Origin of the sequence: Actinophytocola sp., from assembly GCF_036002505.1 — a bacterium.
GTDB lineage: Bacteria > Actinomycetota > Actinomycetes > Mycobacteriales > Pseudonocardiaceae > DASYTH01.
This window is the reverse complement of the sequence record NZ_DASYTH010000227.1, coordinates 16,984-40,847: the sequence shown is the minus strand read 5'-3', so window position 1 is coordinate 40,847 and position 23,864 is coordinate 16,984. Positions and strand designations below refer to the sequence as shown.

Below are 23,864 nucleotides of genomic sequence, written 5' to 3'. Positions count from 1 at the left end.
GGGGGTGGGTTCGTGGGCCGCCTGCGGGAGCTGTTGGGGCTGACACGCACAGGTGCGCGCGATTGAAACTCATGATCTTCGTTCACTGTCGCGAGTTCGGTGCAGGGAAACTGAGTTCGACGGTCGGGACTTCGAGTTCGGAGTAGTTGCCCGAACCTACGACTCGGTTGCTCCGGAGTACGACTCGGTTGCCCGAACGTACAACTCGCCGGTGGGTTCGGTCCTGGTCGGCGAGTCGTACGCTCCAGCAAGTGAGTCATACGCTCCAGCAAGTGAGTTGTACCTTCCAGCAACTGGGTCAAACGGGGATCACGGCGGTGCAGACGAGTTCTACTTTGGCCGCGGGGTCGACGAGTTCGGAGACGCCGATGAGGGCGGCGGCAGGGTAGTAGCGGCCGAAGTGTTTGCGCCAGATGGGGAGGAGGTCGCGGAGGGAGGTGCGGTATTCGGTGACGTCGGTGACGTACATGATCATGGAGACGAGATGGCCGGGGAGGGCGCCGGCGGCCCGCAGCGCGGTGACGACGTTCCAGGCGGCGGCGTCGAACTGCTCGGCCAGGGTTGTGCCCTGGATGATGCCGTCGTCGCCGTGCGCGGTCTGGCCGGCGAGGTGCACGGTGTGGCCGGGCGCGGCGAGGATCGCGTGCGCGAACCCGGTCGGCTCCATCAGCTCGGGTACCGGCACGATCCGGTGGGGGGTCAGCGCCCCGTCCACTGTGGACTCCTTCCCTGCGACCAGGCGGCGTAGAACTCGGCGTGGTCGGCGCTCTTCATGAGCAGCGCCTGGGTCATCGCCTCCAGCTCGATGGCGCTGCCGAGATCCATGTCCAGCTCCCGCGTCAGCAGCACCTTCGTGGTGGAGTAGGCGAGCGCGGGACCGTCGGCCAGCCGCCTGGCCAGGGTGGACGCGGCCTCGGGCAGCTCGGAATCGTCCACCACCCGGGTCGCCAGGCCGATCTGCTCCGCCCGCTCGGCGCCGACCTTATCGCCGAGCACAAGCAGCTCCGTCGCCCGGCCCAGCCCGACCAGCCGCGGCAGCAGGTACGCCGAGCCCATGTCCGCGCCGGCCAGCCCCACCCGGGTGAACAGGAACGCGAACGACGCCGACCGCGCCAGCAGCCGGAAGTCGCTGGCCAGCGCGATCACCGAGCCGGCGCCCGCGGCCACCCCGTTCACCGCGGCGATCACCGGCAGTGGGCACTCCCGCAGCGCCTTCACCACCGCGCCGGTCATCCGGGTGAACTCCAGCAGCTGCGCGGGCTCCATCCGCTGCAGCTCGCCGATGATCTCCTCGACGTCCCCGCCCGAGCAGAACCCGCGCCCCCGCCCGGTCAGCACCACCACCCTCGCGTCCCCCCGGTGCGGCAGCTCGCCCAGCAGATCCCGCAGGTCGGCGTACACGTCGAAGGTCAACGCGTTGAGCTTCTCCGGCCGGTTCAACGTCACCGTCGCCACCCCGCCGGACACCTCGAAGTCGAAGTGCCGCCAGCTCGACGTGAACCCCGGCGACGCACGGAACGGGCTCATCCGCTCATGCCTCCTTCCGACAGGCCGATCAACACGGCGGTCGCGTCGTCATGGATCTTCCCCCGGCCGGGGTCCACGGACTCGGCCGCCCGGACCCGCCGGATCAGCTCGCCCGGCCCGGCCTTCTCCAGCAGGTCAAGGAGGTCGGACCAGGTACCGAGGTGAAACCGTTCGACAAACCGGCTCGCCCCGTCACTGAGCAGCGCAACGCGCCCGACGGCGGCCCGGTCGAAGGAGCCGTGCAGCGCTTCATGCGCCGCCCGCGGATCGGTGGAGGCGACCCAGAACCCACCGGGCCGGTTCCGTGCCGCGCTGACGCCGCTGATCGTGCGCTCCGGCAGCCGGGACGCGCGCCCATCCAGCACGACCCGCACGGCGCCGCCCACCTCGACGACCAGCGGCGAGTCGCAGAGCACCAGGTAGTCCACCGCTTTCTCAGACGCCCGCAGCAGCGTGACCGTCGACGAAGGACTGTCCGGATTCTCCAGATCGCACGATGACCCATGGGCCGCGCGCACGAGGGCGATGGCCCGCTCCAGCAGGTCCGCCAAGGCGACCGCGGGTTCCAGCAACAGCAGCCGGCCCAGCTCGGCACCGAGCCGGTGCACCAGCCAGCGCACGTCATGCACGCATCCGCTGTCCACCCCGGCCGGCGCGGTGGCACCGTCCAGCACCACGGCCCAGTCCGCGCCCGCGCCGACGAAATCCTCGTTGGGGCGACCCGGCGCCGGCTCGGTGGCGAAGGAGACCTGCATCGTGGCCTCTCAGTCGGGGAACTTGAAGCGGTAGGTGAACGTGGTCATGTCGCCGGCGATCACGGCGAGCGTCACCTCGACCGGCCGGCCGGTGGTGTCGTACACCGTGCGCCGCAGCTCCCATACCGGTGTTCCGGCGGGTAGTCGGAGTGCGACGCTTTCCGGCCCTGTGGGCATCCGGACATCGATCTCCTCCTCGATCTGATCGAGGAGGAAACCCATGTCCTCGAGGCGCGCGAGCGAACCACCGGGACCGGTGTCCTCCTCTCTGATCCGGGTTCCGTCGACGACCGCCAGCTCGTAGTAGCTGTCCTCGAGCTGGCTCGGCCGACCGTCGATCAACGTCGTGCGACGGCGCACCCAGACCGGCGTTCCCCGGGTGATCCGTAGCCGTTCCGCGACCCGGACGGGAGCGGGAACCTCGGCGAGCTCTCGAATGAGCTGGTTGACGGTGTGGCCCTGCTCCTGTGCCTCGGCGACGAGAATCGCCTCTCCTCGCTGCCGTCTCTGCCGCGAGTAGCGCTCCATGGCATGCCGGCGGGCGTGTGGCCGCTCCCGGACGAAGGTGCCCTTGCCCTGAACCGTCACCACGAGTCCCTGCTGCTTGAGCAGATCGACCGCTCTCCGGGTCACGGCCAGCGAGCACGAGAACTGATCGGCCAGTTCATCCAGGGTCGGCAGTTGCTGCCCCGGCCGGTAGTCGCCGACCTCGATCCGGCGCCGCAGCTCGTCGACCACGCGGATCTGGAGCGGTCGTGCGTCTGTCGGTCCACTGCTCACGGCCGCCAACCGTAGCCGAACTCTGTATGTCCCCATACAGAGCTCCTTGTCCTCAGGGTAATAGTCCAGCTACCCTAAGATCTGTATGCAGACAGGCAGACATGCTGATCTCGAGCTGCTCGATCACCTCCAAGGAGCCGAGTCATGAACGGCACGAGCGCTGTCGCAACCGGTGTGCTGGGCAGCTGCCTGGTCATCACCTGGTTGCTGAGCAAGGCAAACATGTTCGGGATACTGACCATCACCGGCTTCGCCCTGGGTGCGCTGGCCGTTGCAGCGTTGTTCGTCCTGGTGAGTTAGGCCCGGCCAGTCACCACCGGGACTTGATGAGGGCGACGAAGCGGGCCAGGGCGGGGACGGTGAGCGCGGCGGCGGGGTTCACTCGGCGATGAGCTTGGCCGAATCGTCCTCGCCCAACGCCATGTTGGATACCACGTCCGCCTCCTCGTGCAGGAGCAGCAGCGACCGGCGGCTCTCCAGCTGCACGGCGGCCGTGGCCTGCCTCGGCTCGATGAGCACGAACGGGCCCTCCAAGCCGGGATGCCAACCGCTGCCGAACGGCATCACCCGAACGTCGACATTGGACCATTGCGACATGCCGGCCAGGTGCCGGAACTGCCCGGCCATGATCTCCGCACTGCCGACGACTTGGTTCAGGGCTCCGCTTCGCGGTCTCCTCCAGGTCGAGGAGGGCGGCGAACTGCTGGCGTCGCTCGGGAAGGGTAATCGCGAGCCAGCGCGGGTCCTCGATGCCGCGGGAGAGCGTGATGATCTCGTCGAGCCGGTCACCCTTCACCCCGACGTGCGTGAGGATCTGGGCCACCTGTTCGGGAGTCGGTGTGCGCTCGCCGGTCTCCCAGCGGGACAGCATGCCGGGGTCGCGCCCGAGCTCGTCGGCAAGTGCCCGGAGCTTCCGGCCGCCTTCCTCCCGCGCGTCCCGCAGCGCCTTGCCGAGTGCGCGGCCTCTGGGGGTCTTCATGTCCTTTGACGCCCCCTGGCAAATATTTCCCACCCGATCGGGTGTACCCGAACGTGGAAGTCAAGACGGGGGCGGGCGCCTTCGGGTTCGCCGCCATCAACTACAAGGTCGACGACAACGGCGACACGGTGGATTTCATGTTCGGCTCGCAACCGGAATACTTCGAGTTCGGCTTCGATGCCGAGTCGTTGCGGCGCTTCGTGAACCTGGCGAACGAGGCGTTGCGGGAAATGGACGTGTCACCGAGCTGACGCGTCCAGCGCGCGCAATGCCCGACGGTCGAGCTTTCCGTTGGTGGTGCGCGGAAGATCGGTGACGAAAACGACGTCCTGCGGGCATTTGTGCGGCGAGAGCCGGGCCCGCACGTATTCCCGCAATTCTCCGGCCAGTTCCTCGCTTCCCGAAACCCGCGGCACCACATAAGCACGTGGCCGGACCAGGCCGGCGGTCTCGTGCCCCACCACCGCGCATTCCAGGACATTGTCGTGGCCGATCAGGCAGTGCTCGATCTCGCTGGGCGCCACCCAGATCCCGCTCACCTTCAGCAGATCGTCGGCTCGCCCCTGGTAGTGGAAGAACCCCTCGGGGTCCCGGCTGAACAGGTCCCCGGTGTGCACGGCCTCGCCGCGGAACGTGCCGGCCGACTTCTCCTTGTCCTGCCAGTACTCCAGCGCGACCGTGCCGCCGCTGACCTCCAGCACGCCGGTCTCGCCGTCCGGCACGTCGGCATCGTTCTCGTCGACGATCCGCGCGGTGTAGCCGGGCACCACCCGCCCGACGCTGCCCGGACGCGCCTCGCCGGGCCGGTTGGAGACGTAGATGTGGTACGCCTCCGAGGACCCGATGCCGTCCACCACCTCGACGCCGAACGCGTTGTCCCACTTGCGGTGCAGCTCGGCGGGCAGCGCCTCACCTGCCGAGGTGCACAGGCGCAGGCAGCTCAGGTCCTGCTCGGCCGCGGCCGGGTGACTGACCATCGCGCTCATCATGGTCGGCACGTTGACCAGGATCGTCGGCCGGTGCCGGGCGATCAGTTCGAAGATCCGCTCGGCGGTGGTGCGCTCGGGGAACACGATGCCGGCGCCGCCGACGCCGAACGGGTAGAGCGCGGTGAGGTCGCGCGCGTAGCCGAAGAACAGCTTGGGCACCGGCAGCACGACGTCGCCGGCCCGGATGTCCAGTACCCCGCGGGCGTACCAGTCGTGGCTGAGGATCGGGCTCCGGGCCGGGTGCACGCAGGCCTTGGGCGCGCCGGTGCTGCCGGTGGTGAACTTCCAGATCGCGATGTCGACCTTCGACGTCGACGCGGCCTCGAGGGTGTCCGGCGCGTGGGCGGCGAGCGTGGCGAAGTCGTGCTCGCCGTCCCGCAGGTCGACCGCGCCGCCACCGACCACGAGCAGGTGCCGGACGTTGCCGGCGCCCGCGGCCGCCTCGCGCATCCGGTCCAGCGTCACGGTGTCCACCACGACGACCTCGGCCGCGGTGTAGCCGAGGAAGTAGGCGTAGTCCTTGGCGGGCAGGAACGTGTAGACCTCCGCGGTCACCGCGCCGATCTTCTGCGCGGCGTACCAGGTGGCCACGAACTCCACCCCGTCGGAGAGCGCGATGAGCACCCGCTGTCCACGTTGGACACCGAGGTCACGCAGCACGTTGCCGACCCGGTTCACCAGCGCGGCGAGCTGTGCGTACGTGGTCGTCCCGCTGTTCGTGATCAGCGCGGTGCGTTCGCCCCGGCCTTCCGCGAGGTTGCGGTCCACGAAGTGCCCGGCGATGTTGAACCGCTCGGGGATGTCCTCGTAGGACAGCATCACGGCCTCCTCGCGACGTCCCGGATGACCTCGATCAGCATCTCGGTCAACATGTCGAATGTTGACATTCCCTCATCCGCGGTGGCCTGGGCGGGCGCGCCGCAGTAGGCCCGGTCCATCCGCATGGCCAGGAAGTCCGACCGCCCGGCCTGGATCTCCCCGGCCATGTCGACGAACAGCTCCGGCAGCCCTCGCATTGTCGGGATGTCGACAAGGTCCGGGTGGTCGGCCAGCACCAGCGAGGTCTCGTACCGGCCGCCGTGACACGAAGCCGACCGGAACTCCTCGGTCAGCCGCGCCGCGTTGGACCGGCGCAGGATGTCCAGGTAGCTGGCGCCGAGCGTGTCCACCGCCCGCCGGATCGCCGCCACGTGCTCCGGCTCGAAGTGGTTGTTCACCACCACCAGATGCCGGAACCCCTGACCCGCAAGCGATGTCCCGATGTCGACAACCAGCCCGTAGAGGGTCTCCTCGCTGATCGACACCGCACCGGCGAACGCCGAGGCGTACCGGGTGACCCCGTACGGCACCGCCGGCAGGATCAGCACCCGGATCTCGGAGTCGTCCTCGAGCCGCCGCGCCGCCCGATCGCAGACCCCGGATGAGATGAGCCAGTCGGTGGCCAGCGGACCGTGCGGGCCGTGCGGCTCCACCGAGCCGACCGGGAGCAGCAGCACCGGCTGACGTTCGGATGTCAACAACGCGGCAACCTGCGGCGAGGTGAGGTCGGCGAACCGTGTCATGAGCCCAACACCGTACGCGCCAGCTCGGTCCGCGGGACGTCCAGCAGGCACAGGTCCGCCCGCCCGGCCGCGACGATCGTGTTCACCTCGTCCACGGTGGTGAGGTACCCACCGACCAGGGTGCGCACGCCCGCGTCGTTGCGCACCCGGTCGGACAGCGTGGTGAGAAACCCGCGCCGGTACTCCGGTCGCGCCTCGGGCACGGTCTGCCCGGCCCGCACGTGGACCAGCTCGGCGCCGTGCCCGGCCATGGTTCTGGCGATCTCGATGCCCTCCTCGAGGTCGAGCCCGCGGGGCGTCCAGTCGGTGACCGTGAGCCGGACCGCGAGCAGCCGCTCGGCCGGCCACACCGCGCGCACCGCGTCGAGCACCGACGCCGGAAACCGCGCCCGGTTGCCCGGTGACCCGCCGAACTCGTCGGTACGCCGGTTCGTCAGCGGCGACAGGAAGCTCGCCAGCAGGTACCCGTCGGACATGTCCACCTCGAGCACGTCGAACCCGGCGCGCGCCGCCAGCGCCGCCGCGTCGGCGAACGCCGCCCGCACCCGGTCCAGGTCGGCCTCGTCCATGGCCTTGGGTTCCGGCCCGAACGGCCCGTAGCGCAGCGCCGACGCGGACAGCAGCGGCCACCCGTCGTCCCGCAACGGAATGTCCAACCCCTGGGCACGCGGCCGGGTCGCCCCGCGGCGCCCGGCATGCCCGAGCCGCAGCCCGATCAGCGCGCCGGCGTCGTGCACCTTGTCCACCACCGGCGCCCAGTCGAGGTCCAGCATCGGCGAGTCCGGCGACACCCGCCCGTCCGCGGCCGGCGACACCAACCCGGTGAGCACCAGCCCGGCCCCGCCGCGGGCCGCCGCCACCAGACCGTCCACAGTGGATGAAGAAGCGACCATCCGGTTGCCGATCAGCACCTCGCCGGCGCGGAGCGGCACGAACGCCGGCGGGGGAGCGATCGCGGTCGCCCCGGCGAACCAGGCGTCGAGCACGCGCATGAAGTCCGGGTCCCGCTGCGTCAGGTTGGCGTGGCTGATCCGGCCGCTGCGGGTCAGCAGGTTGAACGCGAACTGGATCGGCTCGAACCGCAGGTAGTCGCTCACCCGGCCGAAATAGGCCGCGCTGTCCCCGGCGGCCTGCTGGAACCGCTCGACCACCGGCTGCCGCTCCAGCTCGTAGTCGACCAGCGCGGCCTCCCGGTCTCCTGGGTGCCGGATGAACGCGTTGGCCAGCGCGATCGCGTCCTCCATGGCGAGCTTGGTGCCCGAGCCGATGGAGAAGTGCGCGGTGTGCGCCGCGTCGCCGATCAGCGCGGTCGTCCCGTGATGCCAGGAAGCGTTGCGCACCAACGGAAAGCTCAACCAGAGCGAGCGGTTGGAGAGCAGCCGGTGCCCGGCGAGGTCCTCGGCGAAGAGCCGCTCGCAGAACGCGATGCTCTCCTCCTCGCTCATCGCGTCCAGGCCCGCCCGCCGCCACACCCGCTCCGGGCACTCCACGATGAACGTGCTGGTCCGCTCGTCGAACGGGTAGGCATGCACCTGGAACAGCCCGAACCCGGTCTCCCGGAAGATGAACGTGAACGCGTCGAACACCAGGTCGGTGCCGAACCACACGTACTTGCAGCCCTGCGGTTCCACCGACGTGCCGAAGTCGAACGCCTGGCGCAGCGTGCTGTTCGCCCCGTCCGCGGCCACCACCAGGTCGCCGTCCGGCACCCGCTCCGCCTCGACGCCGAACCGCAGCTCCACGCTCAGCTCCCGGCAGCGCCGCTGCAGGATGTCCAGCAGGTGCGTGCGTTTGATGGCCGAGAACGTGTGCCCGCCCGACCGCAGCAGCTGGCCGCGGTACCGGATGTCCACGCATGCCCACCGGGCGAACGAGTCGGTGATCTCCACGTACGTCTTGTAGTCCGCGTCCCGCAGCGCGCCCAGCGTCTCCTCGGAGAACACCACGCCCCAGCCGAAGGTGGCGTCCGGCGCGTTCCGCTCCACCACGGTGACCTCGTGGCCCGGGTCGGCCTTCTTCAGCAGGATCGACAGATACAACCCGGCAGGCCCGGCGCCGACCACCGAAACTCTCATGTGGACAGCACCTCGGCCAGCCGGTCCAGATCGTCGAGGTCGGCCACGGTGGGGAAGAGGATCAGCTCGTCGCAGCCCTCCGCTTCGTAGCCGCGCACGAAGTCCTTGACCGCACGGGCACTCGTCAGGTTCCCGGCGGCGATCTTGTCCGCGAACGGGCCGGTGAACGCGTAGTAGTCACGCAGGTAATCGCCACCCCGTTCCGGGTCGCCGAACGCGAAGTACCCCTGGCCCCACAGCCGCGGCTCGCCCGGCCGCTCATGGTCCCGCCAGGCCGCCCGGGCCCGAGTGGCCGCCGAGCCGAACGCCCGCGGCGGCCCGCCGCCGTGCGCGTACCCGTCGGCGTACCGGGCCATCCGCGCGTACGCCGGCCCGCTGCCGCCGCCGACCAGCAACTCGATGCCCGGGCGCGACGGTCCGACGCCTGAACCATCCAGCTCCCCGCGCAGATAGGCCAGCTGCTCGGACAGCCGGGCGCCACGCCGGCGGTGATCCACCCCGGCCGCCTCGTAGTCGTCCCGCCGGGCCCCGACCGCCAGTCCCAGGGTCAACCGCCCGCCGGAGATCGCGTCCACCGACAGCGCCTGCTTGGCCAGCACGGCCGGAGCCCGCAGCGGCCCGATGGCGATCATCGTCGCGAGCTGGACCCGGGACGTCACCGCCGCCGCCGCGGCCAGCGCGGTGAACGGGTCGAGGCTGTCGTAGACGATGCGGTCCAGCACGCCGAGGGTGGCGAACGGCCCGGCGTCCGCGCGGCGCGCCCACTCGACCAGGAGGTCGCCGTCGCAGCCGGGAACGGTGCTGGGCAACCCGATGCCCACCTTCACCCGCGATAGTTTACGGTTGACCGGTCTGGACCGTCAACTATGATGCGAAGCATGCCTGACCTGCTGCGCGGGTTCGATCCGGCCCCGCAGGACCTGGTGCTCACGCTGCTCGGCGCGTACGTGAACCCGCGCCGCCGGCGCCGGGTCTGGTCCGGCGGGCTGGTCCGGCTGCTCGATGAGTTCGGCTTCTCGCCCGGCGCCGCGCGGGTCGCGCTCAACCGGCTGGCCGCCCGTGATCTCCTGGAGCCGACCCGGAAAGGCCGGCTGGTGCACTACACGCTCACCCTGCGGGCGATCTCCGTGCTGGCCGAGGGCGATCAGCGGATCTTCACGCTCGGCCGGTCGCCGCGCCGCCGTGCCAAGTGGACGGTGCTCTGGCACGCCATCCCGGAGCACCGCCGGGATGCCCGGGCCCGGCTGGTGCGGCGGCTGCGTTTCCTCGGCTTCGGCTCCATGCAGGACGGCACCTGGCTGGCCGCGCACGACCGCGAGCGGGAGGTGGCCGAGCTGGTCAAGGAGCTCGGGGTGGCCGAGCACGTCGGGGTCATGCTCGGCCGGCCGTCCACCGAGGTGGACTTCGCCGCCTGGGCCATGCGGGTCTGGGACCTCGACGGGCTCGCCGAGCGCTACAAGGCCTTCGTCATCCAGTTCCGCGGCCAGGTCGTCCGTGACGACCGCCAGGCCTTGCTGTTACGCAGCCGCCTCGTGCACACGTTCCGCGAGTTCCCGTTCCTGGACCCGGAACTGCCGGAGGACCTGGTGCCCGCGCCGCACTACCGGGCCGACGCCGTGTGGCTCTTCCACGACCTCTACCCGGCGCTCGCGCCCGCCGCGCAACGCTACTTTGACGAGGTGACCACGCCATGAACACCGATCCGGGCCGGCACGCCGCCGCGCTCACCTACACCTCGTACCTCGCGCTCGACGAGGTCCTCGGGGCGCAGCGGCCGCGCTCCGACGACCACGACGAGTTGCTGTTCATCGTGATCCACCAGGTGTACGAGCTGTGGTTCAAGCAGCTCCTGCACGAACTGACGCACCTGCAGCTGCGGCTGGAGAAGGGCGACGCGGCGCACTCGATCCGGACGCTGCGCCGCGCGCTGACCATCCTCAAGGTCGTGGTCGCCCAGATCGACGTGCTGGAGACGATGACCCCGCGCCAGTTCACCAGTTTCCGTGCCCGGCTGGAGGCCTCCAGCGGGTTCCAGTCCGCGCAGTTCCGTGAGCTGGAAGCGGTTCTCGGCCGCCGGGAGCTGCGGGTGCTGGACAACTACCCGGAGGAGAGCCCCGCCCGCGAGCGGATCGCGCAGGCCATGCGCCGACCGTCCCTTTTCGACTCGTTCCTGCGTTTCCTTGCCGTGCATGGGTATCAGGTGCTGACCGAGCGCGACTTCGCGCTGCCGGCCGAACCGTCCGAGGACATCCAGCATGTGCTGCTGGAGGTGTACCGGGATGACGCCGGCCCGTCCACGGTCGCCGAGCTGCTCGTCGACCTGGACGAGGGCCTGCAGGAGTGGCGCTACCGGCACGTCAAGATGGTTGAGCGCACGATCGGTGGGAAACCCGGCACCGGTGGCTCCTCCGGCGCCGCCTACCTCCGATCCACATTGTTCCACCCGGCTTTTCCCGACCTCTGGGCAGTGCGGAGTGAGTTGTGAGGGGTACCGGTTCCGACGGCTGGCCGGAGGCCCGCCCGAGGAATCGGTGGGCCTGCCGGCGGACTGCCGCACCTGACGTGCCATGTTGCCATACAAACCTCACATTGGATTGAGCACTGTGAACTTGGATGATCTGCGGAAGTCTCCGAACGCGTTGGCGTTGAAGTACTCGCAGTTCCGGGTGGGGGAGCGGCTGCTGCTCACCGGCCACTCGCACCAGGCGTGGCCGGACGTCGCGCTGGAGGGGCAGCTCGCCGCGTTCGCCGACGCCGCGGAGGCCGTGGACACCAAGTGGGAGCGCGCTTTCGAGCAGGCCGACCTGGTCCGGGTCGGGTTCGGCCGGCTGCTCGACGACCGCTCCGCGGACATCGCCCTGGACGCCAACACGCATGCGCTGGTGATCCGGTTCCTGTCCGCGCTCGACCTGGGCGGCAAGCCTCGCCTGGTCACCACGGACGGCGAGTTCCACACGCTGCGCCGCCAGCTCGCCCGGCTGGCCGAGGAGGGCGTCGAGGTGGTGCGCGTGCCGGCCGACCCGGCGGACACGCTCGCCGAGCGCCTGCTCGCCGCCGTGGACGACCGGACCAGCGCCGTCCTGGTCTCCGCGGTGCTGTTCGAGACCGCGCGGATCGTGCCCAACCTCGGTGCGCTCGCCGCCGGCTGCGCGGACCGGGGCGTCGAGTTGCTCGTCGACGCCTACCACGCGCTCGGCGTCGTGCCGTTCTCCGTGCCCGCGCTGGGTCTGTCCTCGGCGTGGATCACCGGCGGCGGTTACAAGTACCTGCAGCTGGGTGAGGGCAACTGCTTCCTGCGCCTCCCCGCGCACGCCCAGGGAATGCGGCCCGTGATCACCGGCTGGTTCGCCGAGTTCGAGGCCATCGCCGACGCGACCCGGCCGGGCCAGGTGGCCTACGCCCGCGGCGGCAACCGGTTCGCCGGCTCCACCTACGATCCCACCAGCCACTACCGCGCGGCCCGGGTGATGCAGTTCTTCCAGGACGAGACGCTCATCCCGGACTTCCTCCGGGAGATCTCCCTGCACCAGACGACGTTCCTGGCCGAGGCGTTCGACGCGCTGGGCGCCGACGAGAACGTGATCGCCCGCGACCGCTCCGCCCCGCGCGAGGCGTTCGGCGGCTTCCTCGCCCTGCGTTCCGTGCGCGCCGCCGAGCTCCAGCGGGCGCTCGCCGAGCACGGCGTCAGCACCGACTCCCGCGGCGGGTACCTCCGGTTCGGCCCCGCGCCGTATCTGTCCGACGAGCAGCTCGAGGCCGCGATCGCGGCGCTGGGCAAGATCCTCAGCTGACCGCGCGGGGCTGGCGGGCCCGGCCGCGCAGGACGTCGACCCGGTCGGAGTCCGGGCGGCCGAGGACCCAACTCGAGCCGGGCACCGCCTTGGCCTGCTTCTTCAGCGGGGCAAGGAGTCTGGCCGCGTCGCGGTAGGAGTGCACGGTGTTGGTCCCGCACACCAGCGAGGCCAGCGAGACGCTCACGGTCAGGCCCTCGACTGTCCACAAGGGATCGACCAGGCGCTCGGCCAGCGGGGCGATCTCGTCCACGTCGGTGACGGCGAGGAAGTCGTCGCCGCCGACGTGGCCGACCAGGGTGCCCGGCATGCCGGCCTCGGCGTCGCCGAGCACCCGGCCGAGCATCCTGATGAGGTCGTCCCCGGCGGCGAACCCGGCCGTGTCGTTGACCGTCTTGAACGCGTCGATGTCCAGCCAGGCCACCACGAACATCTCGGCGCGGGCGATCCGCCGGTCGATCTCCCTGGCCACGGTGTCGGTGCCGGGCAGCCGGGTGAGCGGGTTCAGCGCGGCCGCCTGCTCGACCTTCGCCTCGGCCACGCACCGCACCACCTCGCCGAGCCGCACGATCCCGGCGCACCGGCCGTCCTCGTCCACCACGACCACGTCGTCCCCGGTGCGGTCGCGGTCCGCCTCGCCGATCATCTCCAGCAGTTGCAGCGCGGTCGCGTCCCACCGGATCAGCCGCGGCGCGTCGGCGTGCTTCCGGGCGGACCGCTTGGCGTGCAGGGCATGCCCGTACGGGCCGGTGATCGCCAGCAGGAACCGGTTGCGGTCCACCGTGGCGCACGGCCGGTGCTCCGCGTCGACCAGCACCACGCCGTTGATGTCCGGTTGCCGCACGAACGCGGTGCGCACCTCGTCGGCGGTCACCGGCTCGGGCATGGTGACCGCCTCGTGCACCAGTTCGGCGACCAGCGGGCCGGGCGCGGCGCCGGCGTCGGTGGTGACCAGCTCGACCGCGGCGGGGGAGAGCCGCGCGACCGGCCCGGGCCGGTGGTCCGGCGCGGCGATCAGGTTCCCCTGAGCCAGCCGCACGCCGAGCCGGGCGACCGTGACGAGCTGGTGCTCGGTCTCCACGCCGACCGCGGCGACCTGGATGTTGCCCCGGTTGGCGAGCCCCACCAGCGCCTCGATCACCGCGAACGCGCCGGTGTCCGCCGGCAGTCCGCCGACCAGGTGCGGGTCGAGCTTGATCAGGTCCGGCGGTAGGTCGACGAGCATGGACAGTGGCAGGTCGCCGTGCCCGACCGCGTCGTAGGCCAGGCGGAAACCGCTCTGCCGCAAGGTTTCCAGTCCATGGATGAGGTCGGGGCGGGCGGTCCGGCAGAACGGCGGGGTGATCTCCAGGGTGATCTCCTCCGGCCGCCGCCCGGTCCGGCGCAGGGCCACGTCCAGGAACGGCAACAGCTTCCCGGCCCGCGCGGCGGTGCTGGCCAGCAGGTTGACGTGCAGCGGCAGCCGGTTGCCCTGCGCGCCGGCGGCCAGCACGGCGCTGCTGGCCAGGGCCACGTCGGCGGAGGTGAGCTGGCCGGCGTCACCCGCGTCGCACAGCAGATCGTAGACCGACCCGGAGTCGGGCCGGGCGAGCGCCTCGACGGCAACGGGTTCGCCCGTGCGCGTACTCAGCAACGGCTGAAACGCGAAATTTACCTGGGGCACCCCGGCCACGCAGTCATCGTGCCGATCCGCCGAGGCCAGGGCAACGGTGTCACCTGTTGTCAACTGTTCCGTGCCGCGGTTTCACCGATTTGGCGCAGCGAAAATTCACACGATCAGACCACACCGGGTGGGCGAAACGCATGTCGCACAATGAGACCGCGCAACGCCGGGCTCGCGCCGGCAAAGACTCGCGCCATTGCCGCGGCCGTGCCGCCGACATCCTCTCGCCCGCCAAGATACCGCCGCTGCAACTCCACCGGCAGGCCGAAGAACACCTCAAAAAACTCGGCGACCCGATCCGGCGGCAGCCCCAGCAACACCGCCAACCCCCGCCGCCGCAGCCCCCGCACCACCCGGGCCCGCGGCGTCCACACCACCCGCCGCGCCGCCCGAACCGCCCGGTCCGGCGTGCTTCTGTCGAGCGCGTCTGCGATGGCCGCGGCCACCCCGGGCGCCAGCCGGAACGCCTCCGCGACGCTGTACCCGGTCGCGGGGTGGACCAGCCCAGCCGCCACCCCGAACGGAACCACCCCGGCCCGTGCGCGCGGCGGCGGCAGGTCGACCGGAAACCGCACCCACTCCACCTCCCCCGTGAGCGGAACTCCCCGCGCGGCCAGCCGGGCCCGCAACTCGCCCACTGTCATTCCGGGCCGCCGGGCCAACGACGTCTCCTCCACCAGGGTCCGCCCGTTCGGCAGCGGCACCGCGTAAAGAAACGTCGACCCGTCAAACCCCGGCGGCGGCCGCCAGTCCATGAACGTGGCCTCGGCGCGCTGCTCCTCGATCACGACCCCGAACGCGGTCTGCTCCACCCGCTGCCCCGGCACCGGTCCGCCGGACAGCACGCGCCCCGCCCCCGACGCGTCGACCACCGCCGCCGCCGCGAGCAGCCGCCCGCTTGTCAGCGCCACGGCGTTCCCCCGCGGCCCGTGCGCCACCGCCGCGACCGCGCCCTCGACCACCCTGACCCCCCGGCCGCCCACCGCCGCCTGCACCGACTCGTTGTCCAGCACCGCATAACGCCGTGCCAGCACCCGCTCCGTCACCGCCACCACCCGCGCCCCCACCTCGACCCACCGGCTCCCGGCCGGGAGCAGCGCGCACTCCTCCGCCCACATCCCGTACGTCGCCGCCCACCGCCGCTGTGGATACGGATCCACGAGCAACGTGTCCAGCCCCCGCTCAGCGCACCCCGCGGCCACCGCCCACCCGGCCGGACCTGCACCAACGACCAGAACGTCACTCGCCAATCTGTCCACATGCAAGATCATCAACCCCGTCTCCGTCACCCGCACCCGATAGACTGGTCAGGGGCCGCCCCCCGGGAGTGGTGGGGGCTGGGGTACAGGTAGGCGCGGCGATCTTGGTGTGGGGGTGGGCGTGCCGTCCGATGGGGTCGGCGGGCTGGGATTAGGGTCGGGATCGTGGGTGGCGATCTGGTTGACCGGCGGGAGGCGCGGCGCTCCGCGGGGCGTGGGGGTGCGCCGGCGGATCTCGCGGCGAGTCCGTTCCGGGCGGACCGGGACCGGATCGTGGCGTCGCCGTTCTTCGCGCGGCTGGGCGGGGTCACGCAGGTGGTCAGCGCGAGCGGGTCGGCGCTGCTGCACAACCGGCTGACGCACAGCCTCAAGGTGGCCATGGTGGCGCGGGCGATCGTGGAGCGGTTCGCCACCCAGGCGGAGATCGTGCCGGTGCTGGACAAGCTCGGCGGGTGTGACCCGGACGTGGTGGAGGCCGCGGCGCTGGCGCACGATCTCGGGCATCCGCCGTTCGGGCACCTCGGCGAGCAGGTGCTGGACCGGCTGGCGCGGCAGCGGTTCCACCTCGCGGACGGGTTCGAGGGCAACGCGCAGAGCTTCCGGATCGTCACCACGACCGACACCCGCGGGCCGGGCGGGCGCGGCCTCGACCTGACCGCGGCGGTGCGCGCGGCCATGCTGAAGTACCCGTGGACCCGGCTGCCTCTCCTGGGGGCAAGCCCCCAGACCCCCATGGGGGCTCAGCCCCCAGACCCCCCTTTCTTTCCGGAGCCGCATCCGCGGGCGCTGCCGAAGCCGCCGCGGGGCGCCGCCGAGCCGGCCGGCGAGCCGGGCTCAGGGTCGAGCAAGTTCTCCGCGTACGTGTCCGATCTGGACGATCTGGTGCAGGCCCGGGAACCCTTCGCCGGGCGGATCGCGGACTGGCAGCAGACGGTCGAGGCGTCCGTGATGGACACCGCGGACGACATCGCGTACGCCATCCATGATCTTGAGGACTTTCACCGGATCGGGGTGCTGCAGCACGCGCCGGTGTCCGCGGAGCTCGGCCAGTGGCTGGCCGGCGCGTTGGACTTCGCCGGGCTGGACGACGCCGAGCTGGCCGCGTCCTCGCGGCGCCCGGGGCGCTCGCTGGAGGAGCTGCGCCGGCACCTGCACCGGCGGGACTCGTGGATCGTGGACGACGACGCGTTCGTCGCGGCCGTGGCCCGGGTGCGCACGGAGCTGGTGGACGACCTGCTGGCCACCCCGTTCGACGGTTCGGTGGAGGCCGAGCAGGCGGTCGGCCGGTTCTCCGCGCGGTGGACGGCGCGGCTGGTGGCCGGCATCGGGGTGATCATGGATCCGCCGACCCGGTCCGGGCACGTGGTGCTGGCGCCCGCACAGTGGCACGAGGTGCAGGTGCTCAAGTTCGTGCACAAGCGGTTCGTGTTGCTGCGCCCGGATCTCGCGCTGCACCAGCGGGGTCAGGCGCGCCTGGTCACCTCGCTGGTGGCGGCGCTGGACGAGTGGCTGCGTGACCGGTACGAGGCGGTGCGGCTGCCCCGGCGGCTGCACGACCTGGCCGAGCTGGCCGCCGCGGAGTACCCGACACGGGAGCTGGCGGAGGGCCGCGCTGTGATCGACTTCGTCGCCTCGCTCACCGACGGCCAGACGGTCGCCCTGCTCGACGCGCTGTCCGGGCGCGGCGGGGCGCCCTGGTCGGACGCGTTCGTCCTTTAGGGCCGGTCTGATGGATCTTCGCGAAGGTTGACATAGCCTCGCCCACCAAACGGAACCTCGGGGGACCGTGATGCAACTTGACCACGATTCACCCGACAACCGCACCGCCAGCTGGAACGTAACCACAGCAGTTAGGCCCGGAGAGGCGGGACCGTATGATCACCGACCGGGACATCGTGATCAAGTGTGCGCCGAGGGCCGCAACCCCGCCGAGATGACCGCGGGCGAGCTGGCCAACGGCGCGCCGCGGTGCGCCGACGCCGACGCCGAGCAGGTCGTGCGCACCATGCGCAACCACCGGATCCGGAGCGTCCCGGTGCTGGAGAACCAGCGCATGGTCGGCATGATCAGCGAGGCCGACCTGGCCCGGCACCTGAGCGACGAGCAGATCGCGCGCTTCGTCACGGGCGTGTATGCGACCACCTGATCACCGAGGTACCGTGCGTGCCGTGGTCCGGTCACGTGCGGTAGCGGGAGGAGGGCGAGCGGTCGAGGTTCCCCCGGAACGGGTCACCGGCTGGTTCGACCGCTTCGCCCACCGCCACGGCGGGATCGCCGACTCCACCGCCACTCCGGACCTCGTCTCGGTGACCGCCACCGACGGCGCCACCGCCACCGTGACCGTCCCCTTTGGACCGCTCGTTCCGCCCGACGACCCCCGCCTGGCCGTCGCCGTGCTCGCCCTCCACGTGCTCCGGCCCCGCCGCATCGGCCTGTTCCTGGTCCGCCTCGGCGGCCACAGCGTCGGCATCGCGTATGACGGGAAGATCGAGCACTCCCGCACCGACCGCCGGCCGCTGCAGGGCCGCACCGCCGCCGGCGGCTGGTCGCAGGGCCGCTTCGCCCGCCGCCGCGAAGGCCAGGCCCGAGCAGCGCTCCAAGCCGCCGCAACCGATGCGTTCGAGGTCCTCGTACCTCAGTTGTCCACTTTGGATGGAGTAGTGCTGGGCGGCGACACCCGCGCCCTCGACGCCCTCCGTGCCGATCTCCGCCTGATCGACGTGTTCGCCCGGGCCGAATCCCGCATTCTCGACACTGCGGAACCCCGACGCACGGTTCTCGACGATGCCGCGCAGCGCGCCCGCTCGGTGGAGATCGTCGTCGTTGACGATCCCCACCGGCGCGACGGTTAGTCGCTGCGCTGCAGCAAATTCAGAGTGGGTTGCATTGCCGATGTTGCTGCCAGATCCGCTTTGATTTCCGATATCCGGTCGTCGACCCAGTCAACTCGGGAACGCTGGTCGAGCTGACTGGTTTCGATCTCCGACAGCCTGAGGTCGATTTTTGCCAGCTTGTCGTCCTGCCTCTGCTGGGCGGCCAGGACGCCGGTCAGCTGCGCGCAGAGGCCGTCAACGCTGTGGTTGAGCAGTCGCACCTTGGTCTCGATCTCCATCGTGGCCAGTTACCTCGCGCCCAGTAGGTCGATGATCTTGTCCAGCTTCTCACTGTGTTCCTGTTGAGCGGTTTCGACGCGGCCGAGCCGGCCATCTACCTTGTCGAGCCGGGCATCAACCTTGTCGAGCTTCTCGCTGTGAGCGTTCAATGTTTCGGTGTGGATGTGTTGCGCGGCCTCGATGTGATTGAGGCGACTGCTGATGCTGTTCAGCCTGTTGGTGTGCACGTTGAACTTGTTGGTGTGGTGATCGAGCGTCCGCTCGAGGGTGGTCATGCGATTGCCGTGATGTTGCTGAACAGTCGCGATCTTCTTGACGGTCCGGTGCGTCTCCTGGGTGATGTCGTACAGCGCGTCGATCTCCTGTGTGGTCCGTTCGACTCGCTGCCCCAGGTCCTGTGGAGAGGTCATGGCGCAGAGCGTAGCCACGCGATGGGGTCCGTCAAAATGGTTGTCCACAGGCCAAAGTCGGCTCGATCGGGGTGTCCACAATCCACAGGTCAGACTCAGGTTGGTCTCAGGATCCTGTCCCACAATTGGGGGTGTGAGTGAGACAGACAGGCCGCAGCCGGAGACGGGTGCGGGGCAGGAGTCGGGGGCGGAGGTGCCGGCGCAACCGGAGCGTCCCGTGGAGCAGCCACAGGCGGCTGCCGGGACGGCGCAGGCGCCTCCGGCGCAACCCGGGCCGCACCAGCCGGGGCCGGAGCAACCCGTTCCCCAGCAACCGGAGTCGCAACGGAGCCGGGTGCGGGTGCCGAGCACGATGAAGACGTGGGTGGCCGCGGTGGTGGGCGCCGTTCTGCTGTTGGGTGGCGGAGTCGGCGGTTACTTCATCGGGGCTGCCAACGATCATCGCAACGACCGCCCGGGCCTGGGCCGGTACCACGACTACATCCCGGGGCCGCCGGGCGACCGGGGCGGTCCCTTCCGGGGAGAGCGGCCGGGACGTTAGCCGAGGGTGCCGGTGGCGAGCAGGCCGCCGTCCACCCGGACGGTCTCGCCGGTGATCCAGGATGCCTTGTCCGACACCAGAAACACGACCAGCGACGCGACATCCTCGGGTGTGCCGAGGCGCTTCATCGGGTAGGCCTGGGCGGCCTCGTCCTCCCGGCCGACGTAGAGCGCCTCGGCAAATCGCGTTTTCACCGTGGCCGGCGCGATTCCGTTGACCCGCACGGCCGGGCCGAGCTGCCAGGCCAGTTCCGCGGTCAGGTGGTTCATCGCCGCCTTGGACGCGCCGTAGGCCGCGATCACACCGGTGGAGCGCAGCCCGCCCACCGAGGACATGTTGACGACGTTGCCGCCGTGCTCGGCCATCCACGCCTTCCACGCCAGCTGCACGAAACCCAGCGCCGCCACCACGTTCACGTCGAAGATCTTGCGCACGGCGCCGAGGTCGGCCTCGACCAGCGGCCCGTAGACCGGGTTGATCCCGGTGTTGTTGACCAGGATGTCCAGGCTGCCGAACTCCTCGACGGCACGGCGCACCACCTCGTCCCGGTCCTCGTCCCGCCCGGCGTTCGCGGGCACCGCCAGCACCCGGGCACCGGGTATCTCCGACGCGAGCCGCTCACCGGCCGCGGCGATGTCCTCCGCCTTGCGGGACATGATCGTCACCGCGGCCCCGGCGCGGGCGAGCTCCGCCGCGACCGCGTATCCGATTCCCCGGCTCGCCCCGGTGACGAGCGCCGTCCTGCCGCTGAGCTCCGTTGTCATTCGCGTTCTCCAACTCGGGAATGTTGGCCATGGTCTTGGGCCGCCTTGGCTGGTGGGTCACCGAACTGCTCCTCGGGCAGACCTCGTCCCTCGGCCTGCCCTCGTCGCGGTGGGCCAACTCCCTCGCCCGGCATTCCGCAAGCTCCATGCCGGTGCACTCTAGCTAAGCGGGCGCTTACCCGCGAGCCTGCGGCAAACCGCGTTGCGTACCACCCGTACACTGGCGCACGTGGTCGTTCTCACGGACGTGTAGGTCGCCCAGCTCGCCGGTCATGGCCGGCGGGCCGCTGACCCCTGTCCACGACCAGCCATTTGGGGAGTCTCCGACGTGATCACCGCCACCGATCTCGAGCTGCGCGCAGGCTCGCGCATCCTGCTCGAAGGCGCCACGCTGCGGGTCCAGCCCGGCGACCGGGTCGGCCTGGTCGGCCGCAACGGCGCCGGAAAGACCACGACGCTGCGGGTGCTGGCCGGCGAGGGCGAGCCGTACGCGGGGGAGCTGCGCCGCTCCGGCCCGCACGGCTACCTCCCGCAGGACCCCCGCGAGGGCAACCTCGACGTCACCGCCAAGGACCGGGTGCTCTCCGCCCGCGGCCTCGACGAACTGGTGCGCGAGCTGGAGAAGGCCCAGAGCGCCATGGCCGAGCACGTCGACGCGGGACGGCAGAACAGCGCGGTGCGCCGCTACGGGCGCCTGGAAGAGCGTTTCGCCGCCCTGGGCGGGTACGCCGCGGAGAGCGAGGCGGCCCGGATCTGCCACAACCTCGGGCTCGCCGACCGGGTGCTCGGCCAGCCGCTCAGCACGCTCTCCGGCGGGCAGCGCCGGCGGGTGGAGCTGGCGAGGATCCTGTTCGGCGCCTCGGATGCCAGCGCCGGCACCGTGCTGCTGCTCGACGAGCCCACCAACCACCTGGACGCCGACTCAGTCACCTGGTTGCGCACGTTCCTCAAGGGGCACACCGGTGGCCTGGTGGTGATCAGCCACGACGTCGACCTGCTCGCCGACGTGGTCAACAAGGTCTGGTTCCTGGACGCCATGCGGGCCGAGGTCGACCTCTACAACATGGGCTGGCAGCGTTACCTCGACGCGCGCGCGGCCGACGAGCGGCGGCGCCGGCGGGAGCGCGCCAACGCGGAGAAGAAGGCCTCCGCGCTGATGGCCCAGGCGGACAAGATGCGCGCGAAGGCCACCAAGGCGGTGGCCGCGCAGAACATGGCGAAGCGGGCCGAGCGGCTGCTGTCCGGTCTGGACCAGGTCCGGCAGGCGGACAAGGTCGCGAAGATCCGCTTCCCGGAGCCGGCGCCGTGCGGGAAAACCCCCCTCACCGCGGAAGGACTCAGCAAAAGCTACGGATCGCTCGAGGTTTTCACCGGAGTGGATCTGGCCGTGGACCGCGGCTCCCGCGTCGTGGTGCTCGGGCTGAACGGCGCCGGCAAGACCACGCTGCTCCGATTGCTTGGGGGCATGGAACAACCGGACTCCGGCTCCGTCGTTCCCGGACACGGGCTGCGGATCGGTTACTACGCCCAGGAGCACGAGACCCTCGACCACGAGGCGAGCGTCTGGGCGAACGTGCGGCACGCCGCGCCGGACACCCAGGAGCAGCAACTGCGTTCGCTCCTCGGCACATTCCTGTTCAGCGGCGAGCAGTTGGACCAGCCGGCCGGAACCCTGTCCGGCGGCGAAAAGACCAGGCTGGCGCTGGCCGGGCTGGTGTCCGGCGCGGCCAACGTGTTGCTGCTGGACGAGCCCACCAACAACCTGGATCCGGCCAGCCGCGAGCGGGTGCTGGACGCGCTGCGGCGCTACTCCGGGGCGGTCGTTCTGGTCACCCATGATCCCGGAGCGGTGGAGGCCCTGGAGCCGGAGCGGGTGATCCTGCTGCCGGACGGCACCGAAGATCACTGGTCCGCCGACTATCTCGAACTCGTTCAGCTGGCTTGAGAATCACCCTTACGCCGCAGCGGCGGTGAGCGATACACGAGTGGTCGCGGGCGCTCCTTTGGTGCGTCTGGGGGATGTTGGTCGGGAATTTTCGATCTCGCCTGGCGTTCCTGCCCGACCTGTTCGATCATTGCTCGGCAGGGGTTGCAAGGACCTCAGTTACACGTTAACGGAAGGCGGATGACGTGGCTGACCTGAAGAAAGGCGCGCGCATCACCGGGAACACGCGCGACAAGCTGGCCGCTGACCTGAAGAAGAAGTACGAGAAAGGCGCCAGCATTCGGGCGCTCGCCGAGTCGACCGGCCGCTCGTACGGCTTCGTGCATCGGGTGCTGTCGGAGTCCGGCGTCACGCTGCGCGGGCGTGGTGGTGCGACGCGCACGAAGAAGAAGTAGGCCAGCTCTTCTTCTGCGCGCGTCTGGAGAGTCAGTGGGTGTCGGGGTTCGCGACCGGTTCGGTCGGTCCTACTGGGGTGTCGCCGTGCGCGTGGGGTTCGGCGGCTCGAACACTGCTCGGAGCGCCAAGTTGGATCATGGCACCGAGCAAGGCTAGCGGGTAGATCAGGTAGCCCCAACGGGTTGCCGGCGCGAGAACGATCGCCGCGCCAAGTCCGGCGGCGATGCGGCCGAGCGCGTCCGCCGGTGCGTGTGGCGGGCGGAGCAGCAACCAGGCGATGATCGCGCACGCGGCGATGCCGAGCAGTGCCACGGCAATCGCGTGCCCGATCGGGCCGGTGGCCGCGATCAGGTGACCCGGCAACGGGCTCGCCGCCGGTGATCGCGCCTGCCCCAGCCCGGCGGGGAACCTGATCACGTGCTCGACGAACGCGCCGGGACCGCGCAGCAGCACCGGCGTGACGATGATCGCCGTGGCGGCGGCCACCGTGCCGAGGAACGCGGCCAGCGCCCTGGCCCCTCGGGTCGCGGCCACCGCCACGGCGAGCACGACGAGTGCCGGCAGCGCGGTCAGCTTCGCATTCACCACGAGCGCGCAGGCGATGCCGGCCGGCACCGGACCCGCACGGAACACCAGCACGGTGGCCAGCACGATCAACGCGACCACCGGGAGGTCGTCGCCGGCCGTCGCGGCGATCAGCGCGGTGAGTGGGCTGATCACGGCCAGCTGCGCCGCGCCGATCCGGGCACGGGGCCAGCCGAGCACGCGCCAGGTCAGCACCACGACCCCAGCGGCGCCGAGCAGAAACCAGACGCGGGCGTCGGTCAGCGGGCCGGTGCCGAACAGCGCGCGCGGCAGGCCGAACACGGCCATCACCGGGCCGTACGGCGTGTAGTCGTCGGGCACCGGCGCGCGGCCGAGCGCGGTGAGGTCGGGGTAGGGCGTGCCGTGGTCCAGCAGCAGCCGGGCGGCCCGCTCCACCACCCAGACCTCGGGCTGCGCCGGAAACGACCACGGCCAGGGGCCCCAGGTGAAACCCGGATCGCGCCGGAAGATCAGCATGGCCAGGGGCGCCAGGATGGCCAGTAAGCTTGCGACGCCGACCGGGATCCACCGTGACCACGACCGCCGGCCGATCGTTATGAGAAGCGCCAGCAGGTAACCCACGGTGGCGAAGTTTCCCCACACCCGGTAGCCGTAGAACTCCGAGGCGAACGCGCTCGCCGCCGCGAATGTCAGTCCTAGCAGGTAGAACAGGACATCGAGGCGAAACGCCGTGGTAGGCCCGGGCATGCCCGCAGGGTAACGATCCAGG

The 23,864-nt window shown here is 70.7% G+C and carries 26 protein-coding genes and 1 pseudogene; 11 read left to right on the top strand and 16 right to left on the bottom strand.

All coding sequences use genetic code 11. The features are described 5' to 3' along the window. Positions 1-298: 298 nt before the first annotated feature. Genes VGR06_RS20375 through VGR06_RS20360 form a run of 4 tightly spaced genes read right to left on the bottom strand, consistent with a single transcriptional unit; the run spans position 299 to position 3,062 of the window. Complete coding sequence (locus VGR06_RS20375; protein ID WP_327560698.1) at positions 299-715, bottom strand: RidA family protein; 417 nt, start codon at positions 713-715, stop codon at positions 299-301. Further along, positions 700-1,527 carry an enoyl-CoA hydratase family protein gene (locus VGR06_RS20370; RefSeq protein WP_327560697.1) on the bottom strand — a complete coding sequence of 276 codons (828 nt, stop codon included), beginning with the start codon at positions 1,525-1,527 and terminating at the stop codon, positions 700-702. The genes VGR06_RS20375 and VGR06_RS20370 overlap by 16 nt, the downstream gene beginning before the upstream one ends. After that, positions 1,524-2,282 (bottom strand): protein phosphatase 2C domain-containing protein, encoded by a 759-nt coding sequence (locus VGR06_RS20365; RefSeq protein WP_327560696.1) that lies wholly within the window; start codon positions 2,280-2,282, stop codon positions 1,524-1,526. The genes VGR06_RS20370 and VGR06_RS20365 overlap by 4 nt, the downstream gene beginning before the upstream one ends. Before the next feature lie 9 nt (positions 2,283-2,291). Beyond that, positions 2,292-3,062, bottom strand: a complete 771-nt coding sequence (locus VGR06_RS20360) for a GntR family transcriptional regulator (protein ID WP_327560695.1) — start codon at positions 3,060-3,062, stop codon at positions 2,292-2,294. Positions 3,063-3,206: 144 nt separating this feature from the next. Here VGR06_RS20360 and VGR06_RS20355 point away from each other — a divergent pair, with 144 nt between their 5' ends. Further along, the gene (locus VGR06_RS20355) at positions 3,207-3,362 is read left to right on the top strand and encodes a hypothetical protein (RefSeq protein ID WP_327560694.1); all 156 of its coding nucleotides are present in this window, start codon (positions 3,207-3,209) and stop codon (positions 3,360-3,362) included. Positions 3,363-3,440: 78 nt separating this feature from the next. Here VGR06_RS20355 and VGR06_RS20350 read toward each other — a convergent pair whose 3' ends face one another. Then, complete coding sequence (locus VGR06_RS20350) at positions 3,441-3,689, bottom strand: Scr1 family TA system antitoxin-like transcriptional regulator (protein WP_327560693.1); 249 nt, start codon at positions 3,687-3,689, stop codon at positions 3,441-3,443. 205 nt (positions 3,690-3,894) lie between these two features. Continuing rightward, positions 3,895-4,041, bottom strand: a pseudogene (locus tag VGR06_RS43940) (helix-turn-helix domain-containing protein); the annotation flags it as partial. A 53-nt stretch (positions 4,042-4,094) separates the two neighbouring features. Between VGR06_RS43940 and VGR06_RS20340 the strand changes: the two are divergent. Then, a complete protein-coding gene (locus VGR06_RS20340) occupies positions 4,095-4,292 on the top strand; it encodes a hypothetical protein (RefSeq protein ID WP_327560691.1) in 198 nt (65 codons plus the stop codon). Here VGR06_RS20340 and VGR06_RS20335 read toward each other — a convergent pair. The 4 genes from VGR06_RS20335 to VGR06_RS20320 are packed head-to-tail and all read right to left on the bottom strand — an operon-like array spanning position 4,281 to position 9,494. Beyond that, complete coding sequence (locus tag VGR06_RS20335) at positions 4,281-5,849, bottom strand: benzoate-CoA ligase family protein (protein WP_327560690.1); 1,569 nt, start codon at positions 5,847-5,849, stop codon at positions 4,281-4,283. The genes VGR06_RS20340 and VGR06_RS20335 overlap by 12 nt on opposite strands. Continuing rightward, complete coding sequence (locus tag VGR06_RS20330; RefSeq protein WP_327560689.1) at positions 5,849-6,592, bottom strand: creatininase family protein; 744 nt, start codon at positions 6,590-6,592, stop codon at positions 5,849-5,851. The genes VGR06_RS20335 and VGR06_RS20330 overlap by 1 nt, the downstream gene beginning before the upstream one ends. Continuing rightward, a complete protein-coding gene (locus tag VGR06_RS20325) occupies positions 6,589-8,667 on the bottom strand; it encodes an FAD-dependent monooxygenase (protein ID WP_327560688.1) in 2,079 nt (692 codons plus the stop codon). The genes VGR06_RS20330 and VGR06_RS20325 overlap by 4 nt, the downstream gene beginning before the upstream one ends. Next, positions 8,664-9,494, bottom strand: coding sequence for an LLM class flavin-dependent oxidoreductase (locus tag VGR06_RS20320; RefSeq protein WP_327560687.1), 831 nt, complete (start codon positions 9,492-9,494; stop codon positions 8,664-8,666). The genes VGR06_RS20325 and VGR06_RS20320 overlap by 4 nt, the downstream gene beginning before the upstream one ends. Positions 9,495-9,545: 51 nt before the next feature. On the opposite strand from VGR06_RS20320, the gene VGR06_RS20315 reads away from it, so the two are divergent. The 3 genes from VGR06_RS20315 (at position 9,546) to VGR06_RS20305 (ending at position 12,458) form a co-directional block, all read left to right on the top strand. After that, on the top strand, positions 9,546-10,361 hold the full coding sequence (locus VGR06_RS20315) for a PaaX family transcriptional regulator C-terminal domain-containing protein (protein ID WP_327560686.1): 816 nt from the start codon (positions 9,546-9,548) through the stop codon (positions 10,359-10,361). After that, the gene (locus VGR06_RS20310; protein WP_327560685.1) at positions 10,358-11,152 is read left to right on the top strand and encodes a tryptophan 2,3-dioxygenase; all 795 of its coding nucleotides are present in this window, start codon (positions 10,358-10,360) and stop codon (positions 11,150-11,152) included. Before VGR06_RS20315 ends, VGR06_RS20310 begins: the two co-directional genes overlap by 4 nt. Before the next feature lie 82 nt (positions 11,153-11,234). After that, positions 11,235-12,458, top strand: a complete 1,224-nt coding sequence (locus VGR06_RS20305; protein ID WP_327560684.1) for a kynureninase — start codon at positions 11,235-11,237, stop codon at positions 12,456-12,458. Here VGR06_RS20305 and VGR06_RS20300 read toward each other — a convergent pair. Continuing rightward, positions 12,451-14,130, bottom strand: a complete 1,680-nt coding sequence (locus VGR06_RS20300; RefSeq protein WP_327560683.1) for a GGDEF domain-containing protein — start codon at positions 14,128-14,130, stop codon at positions 12,451-12,453. The two genes, VGR06_RS20305 and VGR06_RS20300, sit on opposite strands and share 8 nt — an antisense overlap. A gap of 104 nt (positions 14,131-14,234) precedes the next feature. Next, positions 14,235-15,380 (bottom strand): lycopene cyclase family protein, encoded by a 1,146-nt coding sequence (locus tag VGR06_RS20295; RefSeq protein WP_327560682.1) that lies wholly within the window; start codon positions 15,378-15,380, stop codon positions 14,235-14,237. A gap of 177 nt (positions 15,381-15,557) precedes the next feature. Here VGR06_RS20295 and VGR06_RS20290 point away from each other — a divergent pair, with 177 nt between their 5' ends. The 3 genes from VGR06_RS20290 to VGR06_RS20280 all read left to right on the top strand — a co-directional run bounded on the left by VGR06_RS20290 (position 15,558) and on the right by VGR06_RS20280 (position 18,232). Next, entirely contained in the window at positions 15,558-17,099 is a 1,542-nt protein-coding gene (locus VGR06_RS20290) for a dGTP triphosphohydrolase (protein ID WP_327560700.1), read from the top strand. 184 nt (positions 17,100-17,283) lie between these two features. Then, positions 17,284-17,526 carry a CBS domain-containing protein gene (locus VGR06_RS20285; protein ID WP_327560681.1) on the top strand — a complete coding sequence of 81 codons (243 nt, stop codon included), beginning with the start codon at positions 17,284-17,286 and terminating at the stop codon, positions 17,524-17,526. Positions 17,527-17,548: 22 nt separating this feature from the next. Continuing rightward, positions 17,549-18,232, top strand: coding sequence for an acVLRF1 family peptidyl-tRNA hydrolase (locus VGR06_RS20280; RefSeq protein ID WP_327560680.1), 684 nt, complete (start codon positions 17,549-17,551; stop codon positions 18,230-18,232). On the opposite strand, the gene VGR06_RS20275 is transcribed toward VGR06_RS20280, so the two are convergent. Both VGR06_RS20275 and VGR06_RS20270 read right to left on the bottom strand, forming a co-directional pair. Further along, positions 18,229-18,492 (bottom strand): hypothetical protein, encoded by a 264-nt coding sequence (locus VGR06_RS20275; protein WP_327560679.1) that lies wholly within the window; start codon positions 18,490-18,492, stop codon positions 18,229-18,231. The genes VGR06_RS20280 and VGR06_RS20275 overlap by 4 nt on opposite strands. A gap of 9 nt (positions 18,493-18,501) precedes the next feature. After that, on the bottom strand, positions 18,502-18,903 hold the full coding sequence (locus tag VGR06_RS20270; protein WP_327560678.1) for a hypothetical protein: 402 nt from the start codon (positions 18,901-18,903) through the stop codon (positions 18,502-18,504). A gap of 133 nt (positions 18,904-19,036) precedes the next feature. On the opposite strand from VGR06_RS20270, the gene VGR06_RS20265 reads away from it, so the two are divergent. Beyond that, complete coding sequence (locus tag VGR06_RS20265) at positions 19,037-19,444, top strand: hypothetical protein (RefSeq protein WP_327560677.1); 408 nt, start codon at positions 19,037-19,039, stop codon at positions 19,442-19,444. Here VGR06_RS20265 and VGR06_RS20260 read toward each other — a convergent pair. Continuing rightward, the gene (locus VGR06_RS20260; protein ID WP_327560676.1) at positions 19,441-20,208 is read right to left on the bottom strand and encodes an SDR family oxidoreductase; all 768 of its coding nucleotides are present in this window, start codon (positions 20,206-20,208) and stop codon (positions 19,441-19,443) included. The two genes, VGR06_RS20265 and VGR06_RS20260, sit on opposite strands and share 4 nt — an antisense overlap. 328 nt (positions 20,209-20,536) lie before the next feature. On the opposite strand from VGR06_RS20260, the gene VGR06_RS20255 reads away from it, so the two are divergent. Together VGR06_RS20255 and VGR06_RS20250 are read left to right on the top strand one after the other, a co-directional pair. Continuing rightward, positions 20,537-22,153 (top strand): ABC-F family ATP-binding cassette domain-containing protein, encoded by a 1,617-nt coding sequence (locus VGR06_RS20255; RefSeq protein WP_327560675.1) that lies wholly within the window; start codon positions 20,537-20,539, stop codon positions 22,151-22,153. Between the two features lie 185 nt (positions 22,154-22,338). Beyond that, entirely contained in the window at positions 22,339-22,548 is a 210-nt protein-coding gene (locus VGR06_RS20250) for a helix-turn-helix domain-containing protein (RefSeq protein ID WP_325160150.1), read from the top strand. 31 nt (positions 22,549-22,579) lie between these two features. Here the strand turns inward: VGR06_RS20250 and VGR06_RS20245 are convergent, their stop codons facing one another. Then, positions 22,580-23,842 carry a glycosyltransferase family 87 protein gene (locus VGR06_RS20245; protein WP_327560674.1) on the bottom strand — a complete coding sequence of 421 codons (1,263 nt, stop codon included), beginning with the start codon at positions 23,840-23,842 and terminating at the stop codon, positions 22,580-22,582. Positions 23,843-23,864: the final 22 nt, after the last annotated feature.